The organism is Micromonospora cabrerizensis, from assembly GCF_022230955.1.
GTDB lineage: Bacteria > Actinomycetota > Actinomycetes > Mycobacteriales > Micromonosporaceae > Micromonospora > Micromonospora cabrerizensis.
This window is the reverse complement of sequence record NZ_JAKKFI010000069.1, coordinates 47,709-72,891: the sequence shown is the minus strand read 5'-3', so window position 1 is coordinate 72,891 and position 25,183 is coordinate 47,709. Positions and strand designations below refer to the sequence as shown.

Sequence of the window (25,183 nt, the reverse complement as noted above, 5' to 3'; positions counted from 1 at the left end):
CGCTGGCCCCGGAGACCGATACTGACCCAGCGTTCAGTTACCCACGAGTAGTGCGCGGATCCCCGGAGGCTGAGATGGCTCGACTCGCCCAGACGCCCGGCCTGACCGATGTGCAACAGTCGATCCTGGAGACCGTTCGGGACTTCGCCGACAAGGAGATCATTCCGCACGCCCAGCGGCTGGAGCACGCCGACGAGTACCCCACCGACATCCTCGACGGGATGCGCGAGATGGGCCTGTTCGGCCTCACCATCGACGAGGAGTTCGGCGGTCTGGGTGAGTCGCTGCTGACCTACGCGCTGGTGGTCGAGCAACTGTCCCGGGGTTGGATGTCGATCTCCGGCATCGTCAACACCCACTTCATCGTGGCGTACCTGATCTCCCAGCACGGCTCCGCCGAGCAGAAGGCCCGCCTCCTGCCGAGGATGGCCACCGGCGAGGTGCGCGGCGCGTTCTCCATGTCCGAGCCCGAGACCGGCTCCGACGTCTCGGCGATCAAGTCCCGAGCCGTCCGCGACGGCGACAACTACGTGCTCAACGGACAGAAGATGTGGCTGACCAACGGGGCGTACTCCTCCGTGGTGGCCACCCTGGTGAAGACCGACACCGGCGCCGAGTCGGTGTACGGCAACATGAGCACCTTCCTGCTGGAGAAGGAACCGGGCTTCGGCGAGACCGCCCCCGGCCTCACCATCCCCGGCAAGATCGAAAAGATGGGCTACAAGGGCGTCGAGACCACCGAGATGGTCCTCGACGGGGTGACCGTGCCCGACTCCGCGATCCTCGGTGGCGCCGACAAGGTGGGCCGCGGCTTCTACCAGATGATGGACGGCATCGAGGTGGGCCGGGTCAACGTGGCCGCCCGCGCCTGCGGCATCTCCATCCGCGCCTTCGAGCTGGCGGTCAGCTACGCCCAGCAGCGCAAGACGTTCGGCCAGCCGCTCGCCAAGCACCAGGCCATCGCCTTCAAGCTCGCCGAGATGGGTACGAAGATCGAGGCCGCGCACGCCCTCATGGTCAACGCCGCCCGCCTCAAGGACGCTGGCCAGCGCAACGACGTCGAGGCCGGGATGGCCAAGCTGCTGGCCTCCGAATACTGCGCCGAGGTCGTCCAGGAGGCGTTCCGCATCCACGGCGGCTACGGCTACTCCAAGGAGTACGAGATCGAGCGGCTGATGCGGGAGGCCCCGTTCCTGCTCATCGGCGAGGGCACCTCGGAGATCCAGAAGACCATCATCTCCCGGGGTCTACTCAAGGAGTACAAGCTCTGATCCGCGTCTGCTGATCGGCCGTCTGTCGTCTGTGCCCCGTCGCCCGTCGCCCGTCGCCTGTCGCCCGGTCGGTCGGTCCGTCCGCGTCGTCGGTCAAGAGCGTGATGACGGTGCGGCATCACGATGACTCAGAGGCATCACGCTCCCCACCGATGTCGCCCGCGCCGACGCACGCCTCGTCTCTGGTGCTCGCCGGCTTTTTGGCCAGGTCCTGCGGCCGGAACCGATACTCCTCGATCGCGGCGACCAGCCGATCCTCCGGCACCGCCGTGTCCCTGCCGCCGACCACCGGGGCGGGTTGCAGCGACCGCCAGACCGCGGGCCGCAGCCGTACCCCGTTGAGCCGGCCGTCGCGCCGGTGCGGGCTGACCTGGTCGATGTTCGTCCAGTCGAGGACGTGCCGGCCGTGCCGGATGGCGCTGGGGGTCAGTGCGAGCTGACCCGTGAACCGCACCTGCGCGTACGCCCTCCGGCCCAGCCACGCCGCGACGCCGACGGCGACCACCGGGCGGGCGATGTCGACCCAGAGGCCCTGCTCGGGCAAGGTGGCCAGCAGGGCCGCGCCGATCACGGTCAGGGTGACCCACTCTGCCGCCAGATCGACCCAGCCGGCGAGCGACCGGCGTGCCACCAGGCCGGGTTCGACAGTGCCCAGGCCGCTGACCCGCTCCCGCCAGTGCAACTGGCCGTCCCGCCGTGGCCACCACCGTCCGGTCAGCCAGCGAACGCCGATGCTCAGCCAGACAGCCACGCTCACCGCGGCGGAGTCCACCTGCGGCACCCGGAGCAACCCACCGGCCATCAACCCCGCGACCAGCGCCGCGACCGTCAACGCAAGGAACCGGCGAGGCCAGAGCCCGTCGTACCGCAAAGGCACGCGGCGCAGCGAAGAAGACACAACCTCACGGTACGACCCCAAGCCGCCAAATCCAGCCCCCGGCTCGCCCCGCTCGCCCCGCTCGCCCGGACCGATCAAGGAGTTGTGGTGGGGGATGTAAGCGGCAAATTACTACGAAGCCGGCACCACAACTCCATGATCGACGGAGCGGGGGTGGGGCGGGCGTGGGGTGGGGGTGAGGGGTTAGGGGAGGCGGGTCAGGTTGGCGGCGGCGCGTTCGACGATGAGGCACCGGTCTTCGACGTAGTCCATGCCGGCTTCTTCGGCGATCCGCCGCGCCTCGGCCGAGACGATGCCCAGTTGCAGCCAGACCGCCGGGGCACCGATCGCCGCCGCGTCCCGGACCACCTGCACGGCGTCGGCCGCCGGCCGGAACACGTCCACGAGATCGACCGGGTGCGGGATGTCGGCCAGCGACTTGTACGCCCGTTCCCCGAACAGTTCGTCGACGGTCGGGTTGACCGGGATGATGCGCCAGCCGTACCGCTGCATCTGCAACGGCACGCCGTGCGCGGCCTTCAACGGGTCGCGGGACGCGCCCACGACGGCGATCACGGCGGAGTCAGCGAGGATCTTCGAAGCGGTACGCACCCGCCGACTGTAGCTCCGAGCCCGACCAGGGCCTGTTTCATCAGGGCGGTCGAGCCGAGGCGGAGTCCCGGCGGCGATCCCGCAACGCCGCCGGTCGTCGTTCGGGCCCGCCGCAGGCCGGCCAGGCTTTGTGGAACGGGCACTAGAGCAGAGTCAACTGCTCCGCCGTCGACGGTGGCGGGGGCTCGGGCAGGTTGCGGTTGTCGCCCCGCTCGCCGCGGTGCAGCCCGTGCCGGCGTGCCGCGATCCGCACCCGGGCGGTCAACTCCCGCTGGTACGCCTGCGGGGCGTACGCACCGGCCCGGTAAAGCTCGCGATAGCGGGGCACGAGGTGCGGGTGCTCCCGGGCGAGCCAGTGCGCGTACCACTCCCGCGCGCCGGAGCGCAGGTGCAGGGGCAGTGCGGTCACGCTGGTCGCGCCCGCTGCGGCGATGGCCGACACGGTGGCGTCGATCGACTCGTCGCTGTCGCTGAGGCCGGGCAGGATCGGGGCCATCAGCACCCCGACGGAGAAACCGGCGTCGGTGAGCGCCCGGACCGCGTCCAGTCGGCGGTGTGGATGCGGCGTGCCCGGCTCGACGGAACGCCAGAGCTGCTCGTCGACGAACCCCACCGAGAAGGAGATGCCCACGGTGGTGACCTCGGCGGCCTGCCGCAGCAGGGGCAGGTCGCGCAGGATCAGCGTGCCCTTGGTGAGGATCGAGAACGGGTTGGCGAAGTCCCGCAGGGCCGCGATGATCTGTGGCATGAGCCGGTAGCGCCCCTCGGCCCGCTGGTAGCAGTCGACGTTGGTGCCCATCGCCACGTGCGCGCCCCGCCACTTCGGCGCGGCCAACTCGCGCCGGACCAGCTCACCGGCGTTGACCTTGACGATCACCTTCCGGTCGAAGTCCGCACCGGCGTCGAGATCCAGGTAGGTGTGAGTATTTCTCGCGAAACAGTAAACGCAAGCATGAGAACAGCCACGGTACGGGTTGATGGTCCACTCGAAGGGGACGCGGGACTGCCCGGGCACGCGGTTGAGGATGGATTTGGCCTGCACCTCGTAGAAGGTCATCCCGGCGAACTCGGGAGTGTCGAAGGTGCGGGCGACGGCGCCGGGCAGCGCCAGCGGCAGGGGTGGCGTCGCTGGCGCTGCCCGCTCGGGGTCTCCCTCGACCGGGGGAGCGGTGAGGTTGTCCCAGCGCATGGGCACTATTCGAACACGCGTACGAGTGGAGTGCAAGTGACCCGCCGTACACCGGTGGTCGTTCGGGTGGTCGGAGAGGGGAGGATGGACACCATGGAGACGTCGACCTTCGTCTACGACGGGGACTGCGCGTTCTGCACGCAGTGTGCCGAGTTCATCGCGCGCCGGATCCCCACGGGTGCGCGGGTGGTGCCCTGGCAGTTCACCGACCTGGACGTGCTCGGCCTGACCGTGGCCGAGTGCGAGGAGGCCGTGCAGTGGGTCGGGGCGGACGGGGCACGTGCCGCCGGCCCGGATGCCATCGCGAAGCTGCTCAGCGACAGTGGGCCGGTCTGGCGGGTCGCCGGTGCGGGCCTGCGCTTTCCGCCGGTGCGCGCCGGGGCCTGGCCGGTGTACCGCTGGGTGGCGCGCAACCGGCACCGCCTGCCGGGCGGCACGGCGGCCTGCGCACTACCGCAGGAGGCCCGTGAGCGGCTCTACGGCCCGGCGGGACGCCCGACGACCGGGGCCTGATCGCCGCGCGGCGCTGGTTCCGCGCCGGCGCGGGCGCGGTCCTGCTCGGGCAGTGTGTCGACGTCCACCGAGGTCGGCGCGGGCGTGCCACGGCCGATGACCCGGCGGGCCCAGACCAACGGGCGTACCCGCTCCAGCGGCAGGAAGCTGGTCATCGCGGCCAGGTGCGGCGCGAACGAGATCGTGATGGTCGCGATGGTGACCACGTGGAACGAGTAGAAGAAGCCGACCATGGCGTGTCGCCAGCGGGCCGGCAGGAAGAAGACCACCGGGCTCAGCAGCTCGAAGGCCACGATGCCGAACTGGGCGACGATCAGCAGGTACGGCACCTGGGCGATCAGGTCCGCGAGGTCGGTGCCGCGCCGGATGATCGCGCGGGCGAGGACCGAGCCGGTCAGCCAGTCCAGGCCGCCGAAGCGCAGCTTGGCCCAGGCGGCCAGGAAGTACGTGCAGATGACCGCGATCTGGGTGACTCGGAGGGCCCAGCCGCCGGCCTCGGTGCGGGTGGTGTCGCCGTGCCGGGCGCGGCCGGCGGTGGGTAGCACGGCCAGCGCGACGAGCAGCCCGAACCGGTCGTGGTCGACCTTTCCGTAGCTCATCGCGATGATCATCCACTCCAGGTACAGCGCGCAGACCGCCCAGCCGAGCAGGCGGGGTGCCCGTCCGGTCGCGGCGAGGAGTGCGAGCGCCAGCAACGCCCAGAAGATCACCGTCACCAGTGTCTCGGTCGGCGTCGGCAGGGGGAGCAGGCGGCCGATCAGCAGGGGCCGGTAGAGGTCGCCGGGCACGCTGACCCGGGTGCGCACCCAGGGAGTGAAGATCACCAGGTCGGCGGCGACGAAGAGGTAGATCACGGTCCGGAACGCGGCCACCCGGCCCCGGGGCACGGCCTCGGTCAACCAGCGGGTCATCGGGTTGCCTGCCAACGGACGACGGTCTGGTCGGTGTGTTGCCCGGTCGGTCGACCGGCGCGGATGCCGTGCCAGCGGATGACGATGCGGACCTCGACCAGCGCGGGGGCGTCGGGGTGGCGTTCGGCGTACGCGTCGGCGACCTCGGTGAGCAGCGTCGGGTCGGCGGCGTAGCGGGCCTGCTGACCCTCGATCTCGGCGCGGCGGATGCCGGTCGCGTCCTGGTCGAGGTCGATCACGGCCCCGGAGCTGTTCACCCCCTCGACGCGGGTGTCCGGGGCGGGCGCGTTCGGCGGGTTCGAGGTGGAGTACATCCGGAACGGGCCGAACGGGAAGTCGTCGTCGCTGCCCCAGACGGTGCCGACGAGCAGCAGGGCGAGGCCGAGTGCGGTCGCGCCGAGCCGGGTCACGCGCCCGCGGGTGGTCAGGGTCTCCATCGGGTCGTGACGATACGGGATGTACCGGCTGCCCTGGGTCCCACCGACGGTCAGTTCGGCCTGCCCAGGAAGGGGATCATGCGCCCGCTCCCGGGTACGACGAAGGCCGGGCCCGAACCGGGCCCGGCCTCGCGTGCCGCCTACGGGCGACTCAGTGGTTGTGCTCGGCCAGCTGCTTGCGGACGTCGTCCATGTCCAGCGCCTCGACCTGCTCGATCAGGTTTTCCAGGGCGGACTCGGGAAGGGCGCCCGGCTGGGCGAAGACGATGACGCCGTCGCGGATCGCCATGATCGTCGGGATCGACCGGATGTCGAACTTGGCGCCCAGCTCCTGCTGGGCCTCCGTGTCGACCTTGCCGAACACGATGTTCTGGTGCTTTTCCGAGGAGCGCTCGTAGACCGGGGCGAACCGCTTGCACGGACCACACCAGTCGGCCCAGAAGTCGACCAGGACGATGCCGTCGTTGCCGGTCACCTCGTCGAAGTTCGTCGAGGTCAGCTCAACGGTTGCCATTGCACTCTCCGATCACCGCGGTTTGTCTACGTCCCGTAGAACCAGGGCTGACCGTATCGAATTCCCGGGCGGTGCGGCACGAAACGTCTCCGTCCTGCCAGGGGGCCCGGTGGTCATCGACCCGCGTCTGTCTGTCCCGACCTGCGGAACGCAAATGCATGACGCACTTGCGTGACCAGCGGTGATGGGAGCGTTTCCAGGGAGATCCACCCGATTGAGCAGTACGAATCGGTAACTTGAGCCTTGACAAGCAGGTATCCGGCCTGCAGAGATCGCTGATCAACCTCCGGATCGTCACGGAGAGTAGTGTTACAAAAAGATAAATGTGACGCCGATCTCTGTTGAACCTACGCTGTCGTAGGGCAGACTTCACGGCATCAGAGCGTGGGCGGCGGGTGCCGGGGAGGGCCCCGCCGCTCATTGCGTCTCCCCCCGTTTCGAGTGACCGGTGTGACATTTCCGCCGCCGTCGCGTCCGGGGGATCGCCTTAACCACCGGTAAGGCATGCTGTGCCGAACTCCATCGCCGCCCGTCGAAGGGACCAGGATGCAGTTCGGCCGCTACTACGAGGAGTTCGAGGTCGGCGCGGTCTACCGGCACTGGCCGGGCAAGACCGTCACCGAGTACGACGACCACCTCTTCTGCCTGCTCACCATGAACCACCACCCGCTGCACATGGACGCGCACTACGCCGAGACGGCCAGCCAGTTCAAGCGCAACGTGGTGGTCGGCAACTACATCTACTCGCTGCTGCTCGGCATGTCGGTGCCCGACGTGAGTGGGAAGGCGATCGCCAACCTGGAGGTCGAGTCGCTGCGGCACGTCGCACCGACCTTCCACGGCGACACCATCTACGGCGAGACCACGGTGTTGGACAAGCGTGAGTCCGGTTCCAAGCCCGACCGGGGCGTGGTGTCGGTGGAGACCCGGGGCTACAACCAGGACGGCACGATGGTCTGCGTCTTCCGGCGCAAGGTCATGGTCCCCAAACGGGAGTACGCGGCCAGCGCCGTGCCCGAGGGAGTGGACCCGGAGCGGCCCAGCTTCCCCGAGCCGCGCTGAGCATCGCCGCTCAGTCGGCTGCCGCCAGACTTCGGGCCCCTTCCCCGCAGAGCGTTCTGCCAGGGAAGGGGCCCGGTTTCCGTCGCGGGGCATATGCTGGCGACGGAGGTTCCGATGAGCCACTCCGTCGCCGGAGAGCCGCCCTCTGCCGGCCGCCGAGCCGCACCCTTGACCACGGCTGTCTATTCCGCTGCCGAGTGGGACCTGCTCACCAGCCTGCCCGGTCGGGTTCTCGTGGCCGCGGTGGCTCCGGGCCCGGGCCGCACGGAAGGCGGTGTCATGGCGGGGCTGGCCGGCCTGGATGCCGTAGCCGCGGGCCGAGCCTCCGACAGCGATCTGGTCCGTGCGGTGGTCGCCGCGATCTACGCCCGTCACGACGGTGCCCCGCATCCCGTCGAGCGGCTCACCGACCTGGTGGACCTGCTGGCGGCCTGCCGAGCGGCGAGCCGGGTGCTGGGGCGGCGCGCCGACCCCGCCGACTCGGCCGCGTACCGCCAGTGGGTGCAGTCGGTCGCGGCGCGCGTCTGCCGCGCGGTGCCCAGCCCCGGCGAACGACGGGCAGAGCACCCGATCAGCCCGGCGGACCGGCGCTTCCTGGACCGGCTCGGTGCCGCGCTCGGGCTGGGCTGATCGGCAGGTCGTCGCGCCGGGCGCAGACGTGGTCCGTACCCTCTGATGACCGTGACCGACGACCAGCTTGAGGTGGGTGTGGGCCCCTGGCCGGGAACCCCACCGGAGGACCCCCGTTACGACCCGCAGCTGCTGGCGGAGGGGGACCGGCGCAACGTCGTCGACCGCTACCGCTACTGGCGGCACGAGGCGATCGTCGCGGACCTGGACCGGCACCGGCACGGCTTCCACGTCGCGATCGAGAACTGGCAGCACGACTTCAACATCGGCACGGTGGTCCGCAACGCCAACGCCTTCAACGCCGCCGAGGTGCACATCGTCGGACGGCGACGGTGGAACCGGCGCGGTGCGATGGTGACCGATCGCTATCAGCACGTGCGGCACCACGAGACGATCGAGGAGTTCGTGGCCTGGGCGGGCGAGCGCCGGCTGCCGGTGTTCGGCATCGACAACCTGCCGGGATCACGCCCGTTGGAGACCGGCACCCTTCCCCGGGACTGCGTGCTGCTGTTCGGCCAGGAGGGACCCGGGCTCTCCGCGCCGGCCCGCGCCGCGTGCGACCAGCTCTACTCCATCGCCCAGTACGGCTCGACCAGGTCGATCAACGCGGGCGTGGCCAGCGGTATCGCGATGCACGCCTGGATCCGTGCCCACGCCGGCCCGCCGCCGGACTGACCCACGCCCGGGTGCCGAATCGGACGTTACGGCTTGACGTGCCGGCGGTACCGGAGAACGGTGGGGATGTGAGTGTCGCGGTGAGTTGTCCGAGATGCGGGGGCCCGGTACGGGCGCCGGATCTGATGCACACCGACTCGAGGTGTCTGCGCTGCGGCCCGGTGCCGCCCCTGCACGTGCCCGAGCACATCGGAGCGGAGATCGTGGCGAGCGTGGTGGAACGGATCACCGCGACCGCCGGTCCGCCGGGAACGCCGTTGTGGTGCCCGTGGCCGTTACCGCTCGGCTGGACCCTCACCGGCGTGGCGTACGCCGGGGACGAGCGGACGGGAGTGCGGGCGACCGCGGTGGCCTGCGCGGGGCCGGCACCCCTTGGTGGTGGCCCGGCCGACCTGGTCTTCGTTGCCGAGGAACCGGGTGTCGGCCTGGGCACGCGACTCGCCGGGCTGGCCGGGCCGGACCCGGGACCGGAGCTGGAGGACGCGTTGACCGACCCGGGGCCGGGCCATCCCGACCACGTCGGGCAGGCCAGGATCAGGGTCGCCGGGCATCCGACTCCACTGTGGTTGGTTAATTCTTCGACGGATCGAAGCGCGTACGCCGGCGAAGCTCGGGGAATGTGGCTCCATGCGATAGCCTGGCCGGCGAGTGCGGGGCACCTGCTCGCGGAAGATGTCGTGCTACACGACCTGACCGAGTGGACTCCCCCCGAGCTCGTGTATGGCGCACCGTCCCCGTACCTACCTGGGAGAGCCTGACAAGTCTCCCGGTTTGACGGAGAACGGACGCAGATATTCACTGTACGACGCCACACTGATACTCTGGGTGCCGCTGCGGTAATGGGACCCGGCGCCGCGCGAGAGGATGGCCCGCCATGGTCAAGAAGGTCCTCACCTGGGCCGGAATCGCATTCTTGATCTTCTTCGTCGCCTACCGGCCAAACTCTGCGGCGGATGTGTTCAAGTCTCTCGGTGGCGGCGTCATGGACATCGCCCAGGGCTTCGGCGACTTCTTCACCAGTCTCGTCGCCTAGCCGCCGATGGGTAGCCCCTCCGGTCCACCCTTCGACCCGGACGACCCCGACCGGGAACGCCGCGAGCGCGACACCGAGCCGATCCCGAGGATCGGGCCCGATGACGGCCCGGGCTACGGGGCCGGTCCCGGCCTGTCCGACGGTCCGTCCCTTTCGGACGACGTCGGCTATGGCGACGGGCCCGGCTACGCCGGTCAGGGGCGATCCGGTCGAGGGTGGATCCGTGATCCGGAGGCCAGCTACCAGCCGCCGCAGATCTCCGAGGACGAGCTGGCCGGGTTGCGCGCCGACGCGACCGGTGCGACTCCCCGGCGGGTGCTGCCACTGGAAGACGAGCCCAGTTCGCTGGTGGCCCGCTACCTCTTCCCCACCGAGCGCTACCGGGGTGAGTGGAAGCGACACTGGATCCACCTCACCAACCCGCTGTTGATCGGCGTCGCGGCGACCTTCGTGCTCGGCTACCTCTCCGGCTTCCTCGCCGGGCAGGACGTCGGGGCGCTGACCACCATCGCCGTGCTGCTCTGGTTCGCGGTGATGGGCTGGGTGGCGTGGAAGGTCGCGGACTGGTGGTATGACCGCTTCATCCTGACCAACAAGCGGGTCATGGTGGTCAACGGCATCGTCACCCGCAAGGTGGCCATGATGCCGCTGGTCCGGGTCACCGACATGAAGTACGAGCAGACTCCCACCGGGCGAGCGCTCAACTACGGCACCTTCGTGCTGGAGTCCGCCGGCCAGGAGCAGGCGCTCCGCGAGATCAAGAACCTGCCCAACCCGAACGAGCTCTACCTGCGCGTCGTCGAGGAGATGTACGAGCCGCAGGCGGTCGAGGCGCGCCTCGGCAAGGAGGCCGACGAGGCCAAGGCCGACGACGGGGCGTGAAGGTTTTCGACCGAACATCGGAGTAAGTGCGCACCTTTCGTCATGGACCGGAACGCCTCTGACGTGGCACTCTGCCAGGACGACTGGGGTGTGGAGGTGGGCGGTGGCGAGCAGGGACTCGTTGGAGGAGCAGTTCCGCGAGTTCGTCGCGGCCCGCTCCGCCGCGCTCCTTCGCACCGCCTATCTCCTCACCGGAGACTGGGCCACGGCCGAGGACCTGCTCCAGACGGCGCTGACCAAGACCTACCTCGCGTGGAAGCGGCTCGGTGGGATCGAGGCCGTCGAGCCGTACGCCCGGCGCGTGATGGTCAACACGTCGACGAGCTGGTGGCGGCGGCGCTGGCACGGTGAACGCCCGACCGAGGTGCTGCCCGAACGCGCCGGTGTCGACGAGATCGAGCAGCAGCTCGACCGCGACCTGCTCTGGCGGCACCTCCGGGCGTTGCCGAACCGGCAGCGGGCGGTGCTTGTGCTGCGCTACTACGAGGACATGTCGGAGGCGCAGACCGCCGCGATGCTGGACATCTCACCGGGCACCGTGAAGAGCCAGGCGTCGCGGGCCCTGGCCACGCTGCGCCGACGGATGGGAGCCGACGCAGCGGAGCTGGCCGCCGCTGCCGGCATCGCCGGCCGGCCAGCGCCACCGACTGCCGAGGGTCGTCCGGCCGCTGCCGGCGCCTCCCGACGTGCGGGCCAGGGTGCCCCGGCCGGTCAGCACCCGACCACCGCCGCCGCCGCGACACGCCGACCTCGGCAGACGGACGGTCGAGCCGTTCCCCGCCCGGCCGCTCCGCGTCCGATCGGCCCGCCGGTCGTGCTGCCCACCGCTCCGGCAACCGTGCTGCCCACCGCCCCGGCGGCCGTGCCCGTCGGCACGGGCTCCGGGGAGCAGCAGTGAGCGGAATCCCGGGCCGGTCCGACAACCTGACGGACGGCCCGCGGCGTTCTAACCAGGTGCGGCCTGACGAGCTGGAAGGTGCGGTGCGGGAGACCCTCTCGCACCAGGTCGCCCTTGCCCGCCCCCTGGCTGCCGACCCGGCGGGCCAGGCGATCCGCCGCGCGAACCGGATCCGCCGCCGACGCACCGCAACCGGCCTTGCCCTCGCGGCGGCTGTCACCGTGCTGCTCAGCGCCGGAATGGCCCAGCTCGGTGCCGAGACCAGGCGGGACGGCGCGCCCATCGTGGTGATCGGTGATCCGGACCCGTCCAACCGGCCGGTCCCGACAGTCAGTGCCCCGGGCCCCGGTCCCTCGCCGGGGACGTCCGCGACCCTGGTGGTGAGCGAAACGCTGGTCAGCGCCGACGGTAAGCGGCTGGTGCTGCCCGACGTCGGGCCGGCCGAACACGCCCAGCCCCTGCCCGGCGGCACCGGTTGGTTGGTGGTCGGCACGACGACCACCGCCGGCCGTTCCCTCTGGGTGGTGCAGAACGACGGCCTGGTGCAGGTCCTGTTGGCCGGGGCAGGCCCCATCGTCCTGGCACCGGACAGCCGCCAGGTCGCCTGGCGGGACGGCGGCGACCTGCTGGTGGCGGGCGTGGTCGGCACCCAGCTCATCGGCGCGGTACGCACGCCGGTACCCGCCGACGCGGAGCCCGTCCGGTTCGTCGGCGACAGCGTGCTGGTCCGGCTCGACCCCGCCAGCGCCGGCCACACCCTCTGGCGGCCCGGCGCCGGGCCGCTGCCCGAGACCGTCGACCGGCAGACCCTCAACGTCTTTGGGGCGCTGCCCGACGGCCGGCTCGTCGGCCAGATCGCCGCGACCAACCCGGGCAGAACCTGCCTGGCCGTGCTCGACCCGACGCGCCACCTGACCCCGGTGGCCTCCGGCTGCGGGCCGGACCTCAGCCGGGACGGCGTCGGCGGAACCTCCGCCGACGGGCGATGGCTGCTGGTGAACGGACGGATGGGCAAGGCCAACCGGGCCCTGCTGATCGACCTGCGGCAACTCGGGCCGGGCGCGACCGCCGTTCCGGCCGGGCCGCCGATGACCGGCACGATCGTCTGGAACAACGACTCACACGCCTCCTACCTCGACCAGGCCGGCGCGCTGGTCCGGGTCGACCCCGCCCGGGTACGGGCCGGAGAGCCCGCCATCCCCGAGCCGGTGACCGGCCTGCCCGCCGGGGAGCGGCCGGTCCTGGTGAACAGCTTCTGACCCGACGGGATGACCTTCGCGAGGCGGGCTCGGATATCTCTGGGTAGCGTCGGGCGGTGACCTCGCGTACCGGCGCCGCCCCGCGGATCGACCTGCACACCCACTCGACGGCCAGCGACGGCACGCTCACCCCGGCGGAGCTGGTCCGCGCGGCCGCCCAGGCCGGGCTGGACGTGCTGGCGATCACCGACCACGACACCACCGCCGGCTGGGCGCCGGCACTCGGCGCGCTGCCGCCGGGACTATGCCTGGTCCGCGGCGCGGAGTTGTCCTGCCGCTGGTCCGGCACCGAGCCGGCGGTGCCGCTGCACCTGCTGGCGTACCTGTTCGACCCGGACCACCCGGAACTGGTGACCGAGCTGGCCCGGGTGCGGGCCGCCCGGGAGGATCGCGGCGAACGGATCGTCGCGCTGTTGCGCGCCGACGGCATCGACGTGAGCTGGCCGGACATCCTGGCCGGCGCGGCCGGCGGCACGGTGGGCCGGCCGCACATCGCCCAGGCGCTGATCCGGGTCGGCCTGGTCGGCAGCACCCGGGAGGCGTTCGGCCCGGACTGGCTGGGCGAGCGGTACCGGCTGCCCAAGGACGACATCGACGTGTTCCGGGCGATCCGGCTGGTGCGGTCGGCCGGCGGCGTGCCGGTCTTCGCCCATCCCCGGGCAACCCGGCGCGGCCGGGTGGTGCCCGACGAGTTGATCGCCGAGCTGGCCGCCGCCGGGTTGGCCGGGCTGGAAGCCGACCACGAGGACCACAGCCCTGCCGAGCGTGCGCACGTGCGGGCGCTCGCCGCCGACCTGGGCCTCTTCGTCACCGGCTCCTCCGATTTCCACGGCACGCACAAGACCGTCCAGCTCGGCGAGTTCAGCACCAGCGTCGAGGCGTACGAGCGGATCGTCGCCGAAGGCGTGACCGAGGTCGCTTCCGGCTGATCCCCATTTCGGGGAATCTCGGCGCGGCTAGGTTGATCACGTGGATCTGAAGCTGTTCGGCGAGGTTTTCGTGACCCTGCTGGTGATCACCGACCCGCCGGGCATGATGCCGATCTTCCTGGCGTTGACCGGCCCGCTGCCCGCCCGCGACCGCAACCGGGCCGCCTGGCAGGCCGTCACGCTGGCGTTGGGCGTGATCGTGGTCTTCGCGGTGGCGGGGCAGACGCTGCTGGACTACCTGCACGTTGACCTGCCGGCGTTGCAGGCGGCCGGCGGGCTGCTGCTCGTACTCGTCGCCCTGGAGTTGCTGACCGGCAAGACCGACGGCCCCAGCTCGGACGCCACCTCGAACATCGCCCTGGTGCCGTTGGGCACCCCGCTGCTGGCCGGCCCGGGTGCCATCGTGGCCACCATGCTCTTCGTCCAACAGGCCGACGGGCTGGCCGACTTCACCGCCATCGCCGTGGCGATCCTCGCCGTGATGCTCGCGGTCTGGATCGTCCTGCGCTTCTCCGGCGGCATCGTGAAGATCCTGCGTCCGGGCGGGATCGAGGTGCTGACCAGGATCGCCGGCCTGCTGCTGGCCGCGATCGCCGTGCAGCTCATCGCCGACGCGGTGTTCGCCTTCGTCACGCAGTACGTCAACATGACCTGACCGGCACACGCGCGGTGTCGGGGGTGGATGGCAGGATCGCAGGCGTGCGACGATCCTCCTCAGCGGGACGGCCGGCGGCCGGTGGCCGGGCTTCCCGACAACGCGCCGGTGGTGCCGAGCAGCTCGGCTTCGAGGGCATGCCGGAGCGCCTCTTCGTTTGCACCCCGAGCAAACTCGGCGCGTTCGCGGACTGCCCGCGCCGTTACCGCTACTCCTACGTCGACCGGCCCACACCGCCGAAGGGCGCGCCGTGGGCCCACAACTCGCTCGGCGCCAGCGTGCACACCGCCCTGAAGAACTGGTATGCGCTGCCCGCCGACCGGCGTCGCCCCGAGGCGTTGGCCACCCTGCTCAAGGGCACCTGGGTCCGCGAGGGCTACCGCGACGACGAGCAGGAGCGGGCCGCCTACCGGCGGGCGTTGGGCTGGTTGGAGGCGTACGTCGAGACGTTGGAGGCCGACTCCGATCCACTCGGCGTGGAGCGGGTGGTCGCGGTCAAGACCGCCGTGCTGGCGTTCAACGGCCGCGCCGACCGCATCGACTCCCGGCCCGGGCCAGAGGGCCCGGAGCTGGTCATCGTCGACTACAAGACCGGTCGCAGCGGGCTGGACTCCGACGACGCGCGGGGTTCGCAGGCACTGGCGCTCTACGCGTACGCGGCCGAGCGGGTGTTCCGCCGTCCGTGCCGTCGGGTGGAGCTGCACCACCTGCCGACCGGCACGGTCGCCGGCCACGACCACACCGTCGAGTCGCTGGCCCGGCAGTTGACCCGCGCGGAGGAGACGGCCCACGACATCATGACCGCCGAACGGGCGGTCGCGGACGGCGCCGACGCGGACGAGGCGTTCCCGGTCGCACCCGGCCCGCGCTGCGGCTGGTGTGACTTCCGGCGACACTGCCCGACGGGCGCGCAGGTGCCGGGCAAGGAACCGTGGGCGGCCGTGGACCGGCACACCGACAGCTGACCTCCGCCGACCAACGCCGGGTCCGCCGACCGACGCCGGGTCCGCCGACCGACGCCGGGTCCGCCGACCGACGCCGGGTCCGCCGACCGACGCCGGGTCCGCCGACCGACGCCGGGTCAGCCGGCCGGCGTGGCGGCAGCGTGACGGGCGGCCCGCTCCTTGGCGGCCTGGATCAACGGCCCCTCCAGATAGCGACGGGGCACGGCAGCGAACGCGAGCCGCAGGGCCCGCACGGTCAGATCCGCCGACAGGGCGGTGGTGGGTAGGCCGAGCCCGCCGTACATCCGATGCGCCCAGCCCGGCAGCAGCCCGAACGCCGTGCCGGCGATCCCCAGGTACGCCCAGCGCGGCGGGCCGAGGGTGAGCCCCAACCGGGCCGGCAGGCTGAGCTTCCACGGCAGGGGCGGCGCGGTCAGGAAGATCGCCGTCTCGGCGGCCTCCCGCGTCATCCGCAGCTCCGGCCGCACGGCGCGGTAGTACTCCGCGACCTCCGCCGCGGTGCCCGGAACGGTGGCCGGGTCCAGGCCGACCAGCTCGGCGGACCGGCGCTGCTCGGTGTAGTAGGCGTCCACCTCGTCGTCGGTGAGCGGCAGCCCCGCCCGCCGGGCCGTGCTGAGGAACGACTCGACCTCGGTGACGTGCACCCAGCGCAGCAGGTCCGGCTCGTCGATCCGGAACTCCTCGCCGGTGAGGGAGTCGGTGGCCCGCAGCCGGTCGTGCAGCCGGCGCAGCCGGGAGCCGGCAGCCTCCGCCTCGGCGGTGGTCCCGTAGACGGTGGTCGCGACGTACGTGGCGGTGCGGACGAGGCGGCCCCATGCGTCGGTGCGGTAGTTGCTGTTCTGCGCGACCCCGGCCATCGCCCGGGGATGCAACGCCTGGAGGTAGAGCGAGCGCAGGCCCGCGACGATCAGGATCGGCTCCTCGTGCACCTTCCACGTGACCGAACCCGGACCGAAGAGGCCGAGGTCATCGGAGTCCACCATCCAAGAGTGCCACGGTCGACCCGACCTCGCCGGGCACGTCCCGTCGGTGCCGCTGGCTCAGACGTCGGCGGAGCGACGAGCCCGGCAGCCCGGGCAGAGACCCCAGAAGGTCACCTCCGCCTCGTCCACCTCGAAGTCGTGCGACACGTTCGGCTCCAGACACGGCGCGCTGCCCACCGCGCAGTCGATGTCGGCGATCTCGCCGCAGCCCCGGCAGACCACGTGGTGGTGGTTGTCGCCGACGCGTGCCTCGTACCGTGCGGGACTGCCGGCCGGCTCGATCCGGCGGGACAGCCCGGCCCGGGACAACGCTCCCAGCACGTCGTAGACCGCCTGGGTGGAGACCGAGTCAAGGCGTTCACGGACCCGCCGGGTGATCTCGTCGACCTCCAGGTGGCCACCGCCGTCGAGCACGTCGAGCACCGCGAGGCGTGGCCGCGTGACACGCAGGCCCTTCGATCGCAGCAGCTCCTCGGCACCGGACATTCGCCAATGACAGCACGGGCGACCAGCATCGACAACCGTCGCCCGGCCCGGGTGGCCACCGACACAGCCCGCGAGGATCGGGGCCGGGGCCCGGCACGGTGAACCCGATCGTCGTGACGCACGTGTCTCCGGTCGAGAGCCTCGGGACGATCGGCGAACCGTACGCTGACCACCCCCTGACCGTGATCCACCTGGAGGGTTCGATGTTCGAGGAGATCCTGGGTCTACCGGCACACGTGCTGGTGGTCCACGCGGTCGTCGTGTTCGTGCCGCTGCTGGCGGTGCTGGCCATCGCGTACGTGGGTCTGCCACGGTGGCGACACCGGCTGGACTGGGCTCTGGGTCTCCTCGCCGTGGCCGCACCGGTGACCGCGTTCGTGGCCGTCAAGTCGGGTGAGGTGTTCACCGACGCGCTGGTCGCCCGGGGCTTCCAGGGGCAGATCCTCGACCAGATCTTCGAGCACTCCCGCTACGGCGACATCCTGTTCCGCATCGTCGTACCGCTGGGAATCGCGGCCATCCTGCTGCTGGTCGTCACCAGCGGGCACCCCCGGGTGCCGCAGCTGCCGGCGCTGGTCACCCCGGTGCTGGCGGTGGCGGTCGTGGCGCTGTCCATCGCCGCCCTGGTCTACGTCTACCTGACCGGCCACAGCGGTGCCTCGGCCGTCTGGGGCACCACCCTCTGACCCGCTCTGTGCCCCGCCTCGCTGCCCCGCTCGGTGCCCCGCCGCCCTAGAAGATGACCCGCGAGCAGAGCAGGCAGACCAGCACCACCAGCACCACACCGGCCGCCGCGCCGAAACCGTAGGTGACCCGCTGCGAGCGCTGCTCGGCCGCGTCCAGGTCGGCCATGTCCTGCGGCGGCAGCCGCCGTGGCGGTGCCGGCTGCAGGTGTACGGGCGGACGCCAACCACTCGGCGGCGGCACGCTCGGCGGGGGGCCGGCGTACCCGCTCGGCGGGGGGCCGGCGTGCCCGCTCGGCGGGGGGCTGGCGTGCCCGCTCTGAGGTGGGCCGGCGTGCCCGCTCGCGGGTGCGGCGGGGGGATGGTTCGGCACCGCATCGGCACCGGGGTCGGGCCGGCGCCAGTAGTCGTCCGGGGTGCTGCCACCGCTGGGGGTCGTCACGCCGTCCGACGCTACCAACGTGGGAGGCGGGTGGGTCGTTTCTCGGCCTTCGAGCCGACCGGCAACGACGTGGTGGAGGCACCCGGTTGCGCTAGTCTTGCCGCTCGTGAGCACCGAGGACCCCGGCAAGCAGGGCGTACGCGGCGACGACGACCGCGCCGTCGACCTGAGCGAAGACTTCGTGGTGCTGCCTGAGCAGACCTCCGACGACACCGACCGTGGCTGGGGTGAGCGATCGGGCGGCAACGACGACTGGCTGCTCGCCGAACGCCCCCCGCACTGGGACTGACCCGACAGCTCAGCGGTGGTGCGGTGAGCGCTCATCCGCGTACGACGATGGCGAACCGGGTGCCCTCGGGGAGCCCGACGGCGCGTTTCGCCTGGTCGGGGCGGAGCGCGAGGTAGAGCGCCGCGGACCCGTCGGTCGCGTCGGCGCCCAGTACGTCAAGCACCAGCGCCGCCGGCGCCAGCAACGTTGCCTCGGTGCCCGCCCCGGCCGGTGTCGCGGCCAGCAGGTCGACCCGGGTGCCCGGGTGGGCCACCGCCAGCGCGGCCGGCTCGGCCAACCGGACCGGCACCCCGACAGCCCCACTGGGCAGCGGCAGCGCGCTGGTCCTCCCGCCCCCGGTGGTCGTGCCGTCCCGGCCAGTGCTGCCGTTTCCGGCGGTGCCGCTTCCGGTGGTCGAGCTGTCTCCGGCGGTGGCGCGGGTCGGCGCTGGCCCGGCCCGATCGCTCTCGTCGGTGGGCCCGGCCCCACCGGGGTCGATCGACTCGCCCTCGTCGGACCGCCCGGCCGCGCGGTCGGCTCCCGTCGGCGCACGGGATGGCTCGGCGGTCGGCGGGCAACTGGTCGGCGTGTGCAGGACGGCAGCGGCCAGGCCGAGCAGCGCGGCGACCAGACCGGCCCGGAGCAGGGTGCGCCCGCCGGGCAGGGTGAGCCGGCGCAGCGGACGCAACGCCCGCGCGGAGTCTGGATCGCCCATCGTTGCTGCCGCCTCCCGTCCGAGGACGTCGTAGCGACACCCTCGGCGGCAGGTTAGGCCGTTCCAACCGCAGTTGGTCGGCCCTCGGCCGGCGCCTGTGGATAACCGGCCGGCCTGTGGATAACCGGCCGGCCTGTGGACAACGCCCACCGGCCGGCCCGATTTGCTATGGCAGCGGCCTTGATCGACTCGACTTCAAGGAAGTCGGGGTGTCAGGGCAGCCCGGATAGGCCGGTTCCCGTAAACCCGAGTGGATCACGGGCCAGGCCGCCAGCTCAGGCCGCCGGCTCAGGCCGCCGGACTCAGGCCGCCGGGGTCAAGCCGCCGAACTCAGGCCGACGGGGTCAGGACGCGGAGCTGGCCGCCGGGGACTTGCCGCCGCTCGACCCACCCGACGACGAGCCACCGGAGGACCCGCCAGAGGACGAACCCGAACCCGAAGACGACCCGGAACCCGAGGACGACCCCGAACCAGACCCCGACCCGGACGACGAGGAGGAACCGGACGACGACGACCCCGAGCCCTCACCGGAGGACGACTCGGACTTGCCGGGCTTGGTGGCCGTGCCGCCGGCCGTCGTCTCGGAGCCGGACGCCCGCGAGTCGGTGCGGTAGAAGCCCGAGCCCTTGAAGACGATGCCGACGGAGTTGAAGACCTTGCGCAGCCGCCCCTGACACGCCGGGCACTCGGTCAGCGGCTCGTCAGAGAAGGACTGCACCGCCTCGAGCTGCTCACCGCACGTGGTGCAGGCGTACTGGTACGTGGGCACGTTCTCCTCCGGATCTGGGCTCAGCCAGTTGGCACTCGACGTATTCGAGTGCCAATGGTGCGTCATTCGGCCCGGGTTCGTCCAGCGGACGTGTGGGGCGCGACACCATGCGCCGCACCCGGGCCGCCGTCAAGCGTACGCACTCCGTCGGCGGGGGTGACGACCGCGCGGACAAGCCGGTCGTGCGCCTCCGCCGGCAACGCCTCGACCAGCTCGCCGTCGTGCAGAGGCACCACGGTCAGCGTCGACCCGGGCACCCGCGCGAGGGCGCGGTCGTACGAGCCGCCGCCGCGTCCGAGCCGCCGGCCGTGGCGGTCCACCGCGAGGGCCGGTACGACCACCAGCTCCGCGTCCGCCACGGCGGCCACCCCGAGGCGGGCGGCGGTCGGCTCCCGCATACCCCGGCCGGCGGCGACCAGATCCTCCGGCCCGGTGTAGGCCGCCCAGTCCAGATCGAGGTCGTCGAGGAGCACGGGCAACAGCAACTGGGCGTCGGTGGGCAACGCCGCCCGCAGTACGTCCGGCAGGTCCGCGCCGCCCGGTTCGGAGCCGACCGGCACGTACGCCGTCATCCGGTGCGGGCGCAGTCTGCGTACCAGCGCGACCAGCTCGGCCTGCACGCGCCCGGCGGCGGCGGCCCGGGTGGCGGCGGGCAGCGAGCGGCGGCGGGCGAGCAGGTCGGCACGCGCTTCCCGCTTCGCGTTACGGGTCGCTTCCGCTTCATAAGAAAATTCCGGCACGCAACACTCCTGACGCAACGCCTCTCCCACGGTTGCTCTGTGTCAGCATCGCAAGCAACGGAGGCGGAACTTCCGGGGGGACCGAGTGACGCTACGCGGGCGGTTGACAGCAGCCTTCCTCGTGGTGGTGCTCGGGCCGGTCCTGCTCGGCGCGCTATTCGTCGCGTCCACGGTCGCGGCCGTCGACCGCAGCCGCTCCACCGAGCGCCTGGCGGTGGCGGCGTCCACCGTGCGTACCTCGGTCGACGCGCTCTGCCAGCAGCTGCGGGCCACGGCCGATGCGGTGGCCCTCACCGCCGAGCCGGCCGTCGGCGCTGCCCAGCTGGTCGGTCGGGGCCTGGCCGCCGCGGTGCGGATCACCGACCTGACCGGCGAGGTCAGCTACGTCTCGCCCGGCGCGCCGCCGACCCCGTGGCGGGACTGCTCCGACTCGACCACCGGTTCGGCCAGCCCGGTCCGGGCGCTGGCCGCCCACGTCGACCTGCGCGACCGCGCCGGCACGCTGCGGGGCACGGTGACCGCCGCGCAACTGGTCGACCCGGCCTTCGTGGCCCGGCTGGCGGCGGTGACCGGGGTGGCGGTCACCCTGCTCGACAGCGGGGCGAGCGCCGCGCGGGTCACCCACACCACCGAGTCCCGGGAGGTACGCGACGCGGTGCTGGCCGCCGCCAGCTCCGTCGACGGCGAGCGGGTCACCGAGACCACCGAGGGCCGGTACGTGCGGAGGATCGGCCCGTCCGACGCGCAGCCGCTGCCCCTGGTGCTCTCCGTGGCCAGTGAACGGCCGCCCGGGCTGCACGCCACGCTGGTGGGGGTGGTCGTGCTGGGCGCGTTGCTCGCCGTGCTGACCGCCTGGCGGCTGGCCCGGGTGACCACCCGGCCGCTGGTGGAGCTGGCCGGTGCGGTGGACCGGGTGGCGCAGGGCGACCTGACCGCCCGCGTGCCGGTGCGCAGCCGCGACGAGCTGGGCCGGCTGGCCGCCGCGTTCAACCGGATGACCCGGGAGACCGGCTCCTACGTCGCGGCGTTGACCAGCAACCGCGACCAGCTCCGCGGGCACCTCGCCGTGCTCGGCGACACCCTGGCCAGCACGCACGACCTGCAACGCATCCTGCGGGTGATCCTGCACAGCGCCATCGGCGCGACCGGCGCGCGCGCCGGCGCGGTGCTGCTGGTGGAGGCGGGCGGAGTGCTCGTCGCACAGTGCACCGAGGGGTTGGACGGGCGGTGGCCGGAGGGCGACACGGACGGGCCGTCGACGCTTCGGGTGCCGGTGGGGGTCGGTGTGGTCGGCGCCGTCGCCGCCACCGGGGAACCGCAGCGGGGCAGGGTGGAGCCGACCGAGGTTCCGTCGGGTGAGCCGCGCTGCCGCACGTACGTCGCGGTCCCGTTCGCCGACCCCGGCGGAGGCACCGCGGCCACCCTCGGCGGGTCCGCCGACGAGGCCGGCGCCGCGGCGGCACTCGGCGTGCTGGCCCTGTACGACCGGTTGGGCGCCGACGAGTTCGACGACGACGACCTGGTCACCCTGCGGACCTTCGCCGGTCACGCGGCCGTGGCGGTGGACAACGTGCGGGTGCACGAGGAGGCGCAGCGGCTCTCACTCACCGACCCGCTGACCGGGCTGTGGAACTACCGCTACCTGCGCGAGTCGATCCGGCGGGAGGTGGAACGGGCCAGCCGGTTCGGGCGGATGCTCAGCGTCCTCGCACTGGACCTCGACCGCTTCAAGGACGTCAACGACACGTACGGGCACGCCGCGGGGGACACCGTGCTGGCCGAGTTCGCCCGGCGGGTGCGCGGCGAGATCCGCGAGGTCGACCTGGCCTTCCGGCAGGGCGGCGAGGAGTTCGTGTTGCTGCTGCCGGAGACCGACGCGCGGGGCGCGGCGATCGTGGCCGAGCGACTGGGCGCTGCGGTACGCGAGACGCCGATCGCCGTCGAGGCGTACGCCGGGCCGGTCCTGGTGACCGTGTCGGTGGGCATCGCCGTCTACCCGGACAACGGCGGCACCGGGCGGGAGGTGCTGGAGGCCGCCGACGACGCGCTCTACGCGGCCAAGGCAGCCGGCCGCGACACGTACCGGGTCGCCGAGGTACGCCCGGACGTGCCGACGCGGGAGATGCCGGTGCTCGCCTGCGCGGTCAGCCCACCCGACGGGCTGCCGCGCGCCGGTCAGCCCGCGCAGGTCACCCGGGAGCCGGACGGGCCCGCCCGGTCGGAGCCGGCTGTGGGCGTACCGGAGTCATCGCCGGCGCACGCCCGGCCGGAACCCGCCGGCGACGGCCCGGACAGCGCGACCGGCGGGGCGCGGGCCGGCCCGGACGCCGCGCGGCCGGGGCCGGGTGGCGGCGCGTCTTCTGGGCCACACCCGCCGCGACAGAGCCGTGGCCGATAGTCTCGCGGCATGTCGGAGCACTCAGCGAACCCCTCATCGGCGGCCGCCGCAACTGGCCGTCCCCTGGCGGTCAAGGCCGTCATCCCGGCCGCCGGACTGGCCACCCGGTTCCTGCCCGCCACCAAGGCGGTGCCCAAGGAGCTGCTGCCGGTGGTGGATCGGCCGGTCCTGCAGTACATCGTCGAGGAGGCCACCCAGGCCGGCATCGGTGACGTGTTGCTGATCACCGGTCGGGGTAAGACGTCGATGGTGGACCACTTCGATCGCCGCCCAGACCTGGAGACCAGGCTGGAGGAGAAGGGTGACGCCGAGCGGCTGGCCGCCGTGCGTCGGCCCAGCGAGCTGGCCGAGATCTACACCGTCCGGCAGCCCGAGCAGCTCGGGCTCGGCCACGCCATCGGGTACGCCGAGTCGCACGTCGGTGACCAGCCCTTCGCGGTGCTGCTGGGCGACGAGTTCGTCAAGCCGTCGGAGCCGCTGCTGCCGGCGATGCTGGAGCTACAGGCCCGCACCGGCGGTGTGGTGCTCGCGTTCTTCGAGGTCGACCCGGCCGAGACCAAGCGGTACGGCATCGCCTCCGTCGAACCCGCCGAGTCGGAGCTGACCGACATCGGTGAGGTCGTCAAGGTGACCGGGATGGTGGAGAAGCCGCAGCCGGAGGACGCGCCCAGCAACCTCGCGGTGCTCGGCCGCTACGTACTCCCCGGCAAGATCTTCGACGCGATCCGGCGGACCAAGCCCGGCAGCGGCGGCGAGATCCAGCTGACCGACGCGATGGAGCTGCTGCGCACCGAGGGCACGCCGGTGCACGCGATCGTCTACCGGGGCACCCGCTACGACACCGGGATGCCGCTGGGCTACCTCCAGACGGTGGTGCAGATCGCCTCCGAGCGCGAGGACCTGGGCGGCGAGTTCCGCTCCTGGCTGGCCGACTTCGTCAAGGCCGACGCGGCAGGCGGATCTGGTACATGACCGCGACGGCCGACGCCGAGGCGGCCGCGAACGAGTTGACGCCGCTCGCCGACTACCTGGGCAGCGTGCTGCGCAGGTTACGCGCGCTGCCGCCACTCGACCTCGACCTCACCCAGGCGCACGGCAACGTCCTCGCCGAGGACGTCGTCGCGCCGCACGCCTTCCCGGCCTTCGACCAGGCGGCCGTGGACGGCTACGCGGCCCGCTGGGAGGACATTTCCGGAGGGGGTCGGGGCCCGAGTTACGTCCCGGCCCCCTCCGGCACGCCCGGCGGCCGGACCATCCGGCTCAACGTGGTGGGCGACCTGGGTGCCGCGAGCTGGCGGCCGGTCCGGCTGACCCCGGGTTCGTGCTTCTCGGTGGCCGCCGGGGCGCCGCTGCCGGTCGCCGCGGACGTGGTGGTCCCGGTGGAGTGGACCGACCAGGGCATGGCCGCGGTGGAGATCTTCCGCACCCCCAAACGGGGGTACGGGGTACGCCGAGCCGGTGAGGAACTACCCGTCGGCACCCTGCTGGCCCGCGCCGGCACGTACGTCTCGCCGGCCCTGGTCGCGGTCTTCGCGGCCACCGGTATCGGGCACGTGGTGGTCCGGCCCAGCCCACGGGTGGTCATCGTGGCCACCGGCGACGAGTTGGTCGACGTGGGCCGAGGCAGTCAGCCGGGGCAGGTGGTGGACGCGAACTCGCACGCGTTGACCGCCGCCGCGGCCGAGGTGGGGGCACTGGCGTACCGGGTGGGGATCTGCGACGACGACCCGGAGGGGCTGCGCGGGCTGCTGGAGGACCAGACCCTGCGCGCCGACCTGATCATCACCACGGGGGGCACCGGCACCGGCCCCGGTGACATGGTGCGCCGGATCCTGTCCCGCCGCGAGGGCGGCCGGGTCGGGCCGGTCACGTTCACCGACGTGGCGCTCTATCCCGGCACCGCGCTCGGGTTCGGCACCGTCGGCGCCGAGGAGGTGCCGGTGGTCTGCCTGCCCGGCGACCCGGGCGCCGCGCTGATCGGTTTCGAGGTGCTGGCCCGCCCCGCCATCCAGTTGCTCGCCGGTGCCGAGCCGGTGTTCCGCCCCAGCGTGCGGGCGCACCTGCTGGAGACCGTGTCGTCGCCGACCGGGCTGCGCGAGTTCCGGCCGGCTCACGTCGCCGAGCGACGCGGCGGTGGATACACGGTCCAGCCTCTCAGCGGCGGGCCGTTCACGCTCTCCGGGCTGGCCGAGGCGAACGGCCTGCTGGTGCTCGGCGAGCGGGTCACCACGGCTGCCGCTGGTTCCACCGTGGACGTCCTGCTGTTGGACCGTCGCCGGTGACGGTGACCCGGTCGATCCGCCGGCTGGCCACTCGGGCGCCGCGTGATCATCGGGTCCACGCGGTGGGTCCACTTGCGCGCGACACGGTCCCGCGCGGGAGACTG

General features: G+C 72.3%; 30 protein-coding genes. 18 read left to right on the top strand and 12 right to left on the bottom strand.

Annotated elements, in window-relative coordinates:
* The first annotated feature begins 74 nt into the window (after nucleotides 1–74).
* Nucleotides 75–1,271: an acyl-CoA dehydrogenase family protein gene (locus tag LADH09A_RS17740; protein ID WP_179782031.1), complete on the top strand. Its 1,197-nt coding sequence runs from the start codon at nucleotides 75–77 to the stop codon at nucleotides 1,269–1,271.
* 118 nt (nucleotides 1,272–1,389) lie between these two features.
* Here LADH09A_RS17740 and LADH09A_RS17735 read toward each other — a convergent pair whose 3' ends face one another.
* From LADH09A_RS17735 to LADH09A_RS17725, 3 genes are all read right to left on the bottom strand, one after another.
* A complete protein-coding gene (locus LADH09A_RS17735) occupies nucleotides 1,390–2,148 on the bottom strand; it encodes a hypothetical protein (RefSeq protein WP_238646485.1) in 759 nt (252 codons plus the stop codon).
* Between the two features lie 204 nt (nucleotides 2,149–2,352).
* Entirely contained in the window at nucleotides 2,353–2,760 is a 408-nt protein-coding gene (locus tag LADH09A_RS17730; RefSeq protein ID WP_238646482.1) for a CoA-binding protein, read from the bottom strand.
* A 142-nt stretch (nucleotides 2,761–2,902) separates the two neighbouring features.
* A complete protein-coding gene (locus tag LADH09A_RS17725; RefSeq protein WP_238646480.1) occupies nucleotides 2,903–3,949 on the bottom strand; it encodes an Rv2578c family radical SAM protein in 1,047 nt (348 codons plus the stop codon).
* 93 nt (nucleotides 3,950–4,042) lie between these two features.
* Here LADH09A_RS17725 and LADH09A_RS17720 point away from each other — a divergent pair, with 93 nt between their 5' ends.
* Nucleotides 4,043–4,462 carry a thiol-disulfide oxidoreductase DCC family protein gene (locus LADH09A_RS17720; protein WP_238646478.1) on the top strand — a complete coding sequence of 140 codons (420 nt, stop codon included), beginning with the start codon at nucleotides 4,043–4,045 and terminating at the stop codon, nucleotides 4,460–4,462.
* Here the strand turns inward: LADH09A_RS17720 and LADH09A_RS17715 are convergent.
* From LADH09A_RS17715 to trxA, 3 genes are all read right to left on the bottom strand, one after another.
* A complete protein-coding gene (locus tag LADH09A_RS17715; RefSeq protein ID WP_238646652.1) occupies nucleotides 4,426–5,373 on the bottom strand; it encodes an HTTM domain-containing protein in 948 nt (315 codons plus the stop codon). The two genes, LADH09A_RS17720 and LADH09A_RS17715, sit on opposite strands and share 37 nt — an antisense overlap.
* Nucleotides 5,370–5,810 (bottom strand): hypothetical protein, encoded by a 441-nt coding sequence (locus LADH09A_RS17710; RefSeq protein ID WP_238646477.1) that lies wholly within the window; start codon nucleotides 5,808–5,810, stop codon nucleotides 5,370–5,372. The genes LADH09A_RS17715 and LADH09A_RS17710 overlap by 4 nt, the downstream gene beginning before the upstream one ends.
* Nucleotides 5,811–5,961: 151 nt before the next feature.
* A complete protein-coding gene (trxA, locus tag LADH09A_RS17705; protein WP_007455291.1) occupies nucleotides 5,962–6,324 on the bottom strand; it encodes a thioredoxin in 363 nt (120 codons plus the stop codon).
* 546 nt (nucleotides 6,325–6,870) lie between these two features.
* On the opposite strand from trxA, the gene LADH09A_RS17700 reads away from it, so the two are divergent.
* From LADH09A_RS17700 to LADH09A_RS17650, 11 genes are all read left to right on the top strand, one after another.
* On the top strand, nucleotides 6,871–7,386 hold the full coding sequence (locus LADH09A_RS17700) for a MaoC family dehydratase (protein ID WP_088951384.1): 516 nt from the start codon (nucleotides 6,871–6,873) through the stop codon (nucleotides 7,384–7,386).
* A 93-nt stretch (nucleotides 7,387–7,479) separates the two neighbouring features.
* The gene (locus tag LADH09A_RS17695; RefSeq protein WP_238646475.1) at nucleotides 7,480–8,016 is read left to right on the top strand and encodes a hypothetical protein; all 537 of its coding nucleotides are present in this window, start codon (nucleotides 7,480–7,482) and stop codon (nucleotides 8,014–8,016) included.
* A gap of 51 nt (nucleotides 8,017–8,067) precedes the next feature.
* Nucleotides 8,068–8,691 (top strand): TrmH family RNA methyltransferase, encoded by a 624-nt coding sequence (locus LADH09A_RS17690; RefSeq protein WP_238646474.1) that lies wholly within the window; start codon nucleotides 8,068–8,070, stop codon nucleotides 8,689–8,691.
* 11 nt (nucleotides 8,692–8,702) lie between these two features.
* The gene (locus LADH09A_RS17685) at nucleotides 8,703–9,449 is read left to right on the top strand and encodes a DUF6758 family protein (RefSeq protein WP_372492302.1); all 747 of its coding nucleotides are present in this window, start codon (nucleotides 8,703–8,705) and stop codon (nucleotides 9,447–9,449) included.
* A gap of 116 nt (nucleotides 9,450–9,565) precedes the next feature.
* Nucleotides 9,566–9,724: a hypothetical protein gene (locus tag LADH09A_RS17680; RefSeq protein WP_172862153.1), complete on the top strand. Its 159-nt coding sequence runs from the start codon at nucleotides 9,566–9,568 to the stop codon at nucleotides 9,722–9,724.
* 6 nt (nucleotides 9,725–9,730) lie between these two features.
* Nucleotides 9,731–10,606, top strand: coding sequence for a PH domain-containing protein (locus LADH09A_RS17675; protein WP_238646470.1), 876 nt, complete (start codon nucleotides 9,731–9,733; stop codon nucleotides 10,604–10,606).
* Between the two features lie 103 nt (nucleotides 10,607–10,709).
* Nucleotides 10,710–11,504: a SigE family RNA polymerase sigma factor gene (locus tag LADH09A_RS17670; RefSeq protein ID WP_238646468.1), complete on the top strand. Its 795-nt coding sequence runs from the start codon at nucleotides 10,710–10,712 to the stop codon at nucleotides 11,502–11,504.
* 83 nt (nucleotides 11,505–11,587) lie between these two features.
* Nucleotides 11,588–12,763, top strand: coding sequence for a hypothetical protein (locus LADH09A_RS17665; protein ID WP_238646466.1), 1,176 nt, complete (start codon nucleotides 11,588–11,590; stop codon nucleotides 12,761–12,763).
* A 56-nt stretch (nucleotides 12,764–12,819) separates the two neighbouring features.
* Entirely contained in the window at nucleotides 12,820–13,692 is an 873-nt protein-coding gene (locus LADH09A_RS17660) for a PHP domain-containing protein (protein ID WP_238646464.1), read from the top strand.
* A gap of 40 nt (nucleotides 13,693–13,732) precedes the next feature.
* Nucleotides 13,733–14,347, top strand: coding sequence for a MarC family protein (locus tag LADH09A_RS17655; RefSeq protein WP_238646462.1), 615 nt, complete (start codon nucleotides 13,733–13,735; stop codon nucleotides 14,345–14,347).
* A 137-nt stretch (nucleotides 14,348–14,484) separates the two neighbouring features.
* Entirely contained in the window at nucleotides 14,485–15,312 is an 828-nt protein-coding gene (locus LADH09A_RS17650) for a RecB family exonuclease (RefSeq protein ID WP_238646650.1), read from the top strand.
* A gap of 116 nt (nucleotides 15,313–15,428) precedes the next feature.
* Here LADH09A_RS17650 and LADH09A_RS17645 read toward each other — a convergent pair whose 3' ends face one another.
* Nucleotides 15,429–16,292, bottom strand: coding sequence for an oxygenase MpaB family protein (locus LADH09A_RS17645; protein WP_238646460.1), 864 nt, complete (start codon nucleotides 16,290–16,292; stop codon nucleotides 15,429–15,431).
* 60 nt (nucleotides 16,293–16,352) lie between these two features.
* Nucleotides 16,353–16,781 (bottom strand): Fur family transcriptional regulator, encoded by a 429-nt coding sequence (locus LADH09A_RS17640; protein WP_238646458.1) that lies wholly within the window; start codon nucleotides 16,779–16,781, stop codon nucleotides 16,353–16,355.
* 203 nt (nucleotides 16,782–16,984) lie between these two features.
* On the opposite strand from LADH09A_RS17640, the gene LADH09A_RS17635 reads away from it, so the two are divergent.
* Nucleotides 16,985–17,467: a DUF2231 domain-containing protein gene (locus tag LADH09A_RS17635; protein WP_238646647.1), complete on the top strand. Its 483-nt coding sequence runs from the start codon at nucleotides 16,985–16,987 to the stop codon at nucleotides 17,465–17,467.
* A gap of 46 nt (nucleotides 17,468–17,513) precedes the next feature.
* Here LADH09A_RS17635 and LADH09A_RS17630 read toward each other — a convergent pair whose 3' ends face one another.
* A complete protein-coding gene (locus LADH09A_RS17630; RefSeq protein WP_238646457.1) occupies nucleotides 17,514–17,906 on the bottom strand; it encodes a hypothetical protein in 393 nt (130 codons plus the stop codon).
* Nucleotides 17,907–18,012: 106 nt separating this feature from the next.
* On the opposite strand from LADH09A_RS17630, the gene LADH09A_RS17625 reads away from it, so the two are divergent.
* Entirely contained in the window at nucleotides 18,013–18,195 is a 183-nt protein-coding gene (locus LADH09A_RS17625; protein ID WP_238646455.1) for a hypothetical protein, read from the top strand.
* Nucleotides 18,196–18,226: 31 nt separating this feature from the next.
* On the opposite strand, the gene LADH09A_RS17620 is transcribed toward LADH09A_RS17625, so the two are convergent.
* The 3 genes from LADH09A_RS17620 to LADH09A_RS17610 all read right to left on the bottom strand — a co-directional run bounded on the left by LADH09A_RS17620 (nucleotide 18,227) and on the right by LADH09A_RS17610 (nucleotide 20,399).
* Nucleotides 18,227–18,889: a flagellar biosynthesis protein FlgA gene (locus tag LADH09A_RS17620; protein WP_238646453.1), complete on the bottom strand. Its 663-nt coding sequence runs from the start codon at nucleotides 18,887–18,889 to the stop codon at nucleotides 18,227–18,229.
* A gap of 344 nt (nucleotides 18,890–19,233) precedes the next feature.
* Nucleotides 19,234–19,659 carry an FmdB family zinc ribbon protein gene (locus LADH09A_RS17615; protein ID WP_238646451.1) on the bottom strand — a complete coding sequence of 142 codons (426 nt, stop codon included), beginning with the start codon at nucleotides 19,657–19,659 and terminating at the stop codon, nucleotides 19,234–19,236.
* Nucleotides 19,660–19,721: 62 nt separating this feature from the next.
* On the bottom strand, nucleotides 19,722–20,399 hold the full coding sequence (locus LADH09A_RS17610; RefSeq protein ID WP_238646645.1) for a 5-formyltetrahydrofolate cyclo-ligase: 678 nt from the start codon (nucleotides 20,397–20,399) through the stop codon (nucleotides 19,722–19,724).
* An 85-nt stretch (nucleotides 20,400–20,484) separates the two neighbouring features.
* On the opposite strand from LADH09A_RS17610, the gene LADH09A_RS17605 reads away from it, so the two are divergent.
* Genes LADH09A_RS17605 through LADH09A_RS17595 form a run of 3 tightly spaced genes read left to right on the top strand, consistent with a single transcriptional unit; the run spans nucleotide 20,485 to nucleotide 25,079 of the window.
* Complete coding sequence (locus LADH09A_RS17605; RefSeq protein WP_238646449.1) at nucleotides 20,485–22,797, top strand: diguanylate cyclase; 2,313 nt, start codon at nucleotides 20,485–20,487, stop codon at nucleotides 22,795–22,797.
* Nucleotides 22,798–22,806: 9 nt separating this feature from the next.
* Nucleotides 22,807–23,769, top strand: coding sequence for a UTP--glucose-1-phosphate uridylyltransferase (locus LADH09A_RS17600; RefSeq protein WP_238646447.1), 963 nt, complete (start codon nucleotides 22,807–22,809; stop codon nucleotides 23,767–23,769).
* The gene (locus LADH09A_RS17595; protein WP_238646445.1) at nucleotides 23,766–25,079 is read left to right on the top strand and encodes a molybdopterin molybdotransferase MoeA; all 1,314 of its coding nucleotides are present in this window, start codon (nucleotides 23,766–23,768) and stop codon (nucleotides 25,077–25,079) included. Before LADH09A_RS17600 ends, LADH09A_RS17595 begins: the two co-directional genes overlap by 4 nt.
* Nucleotides 25,080–25,183 lie beyond the last annotated feature (104 nt).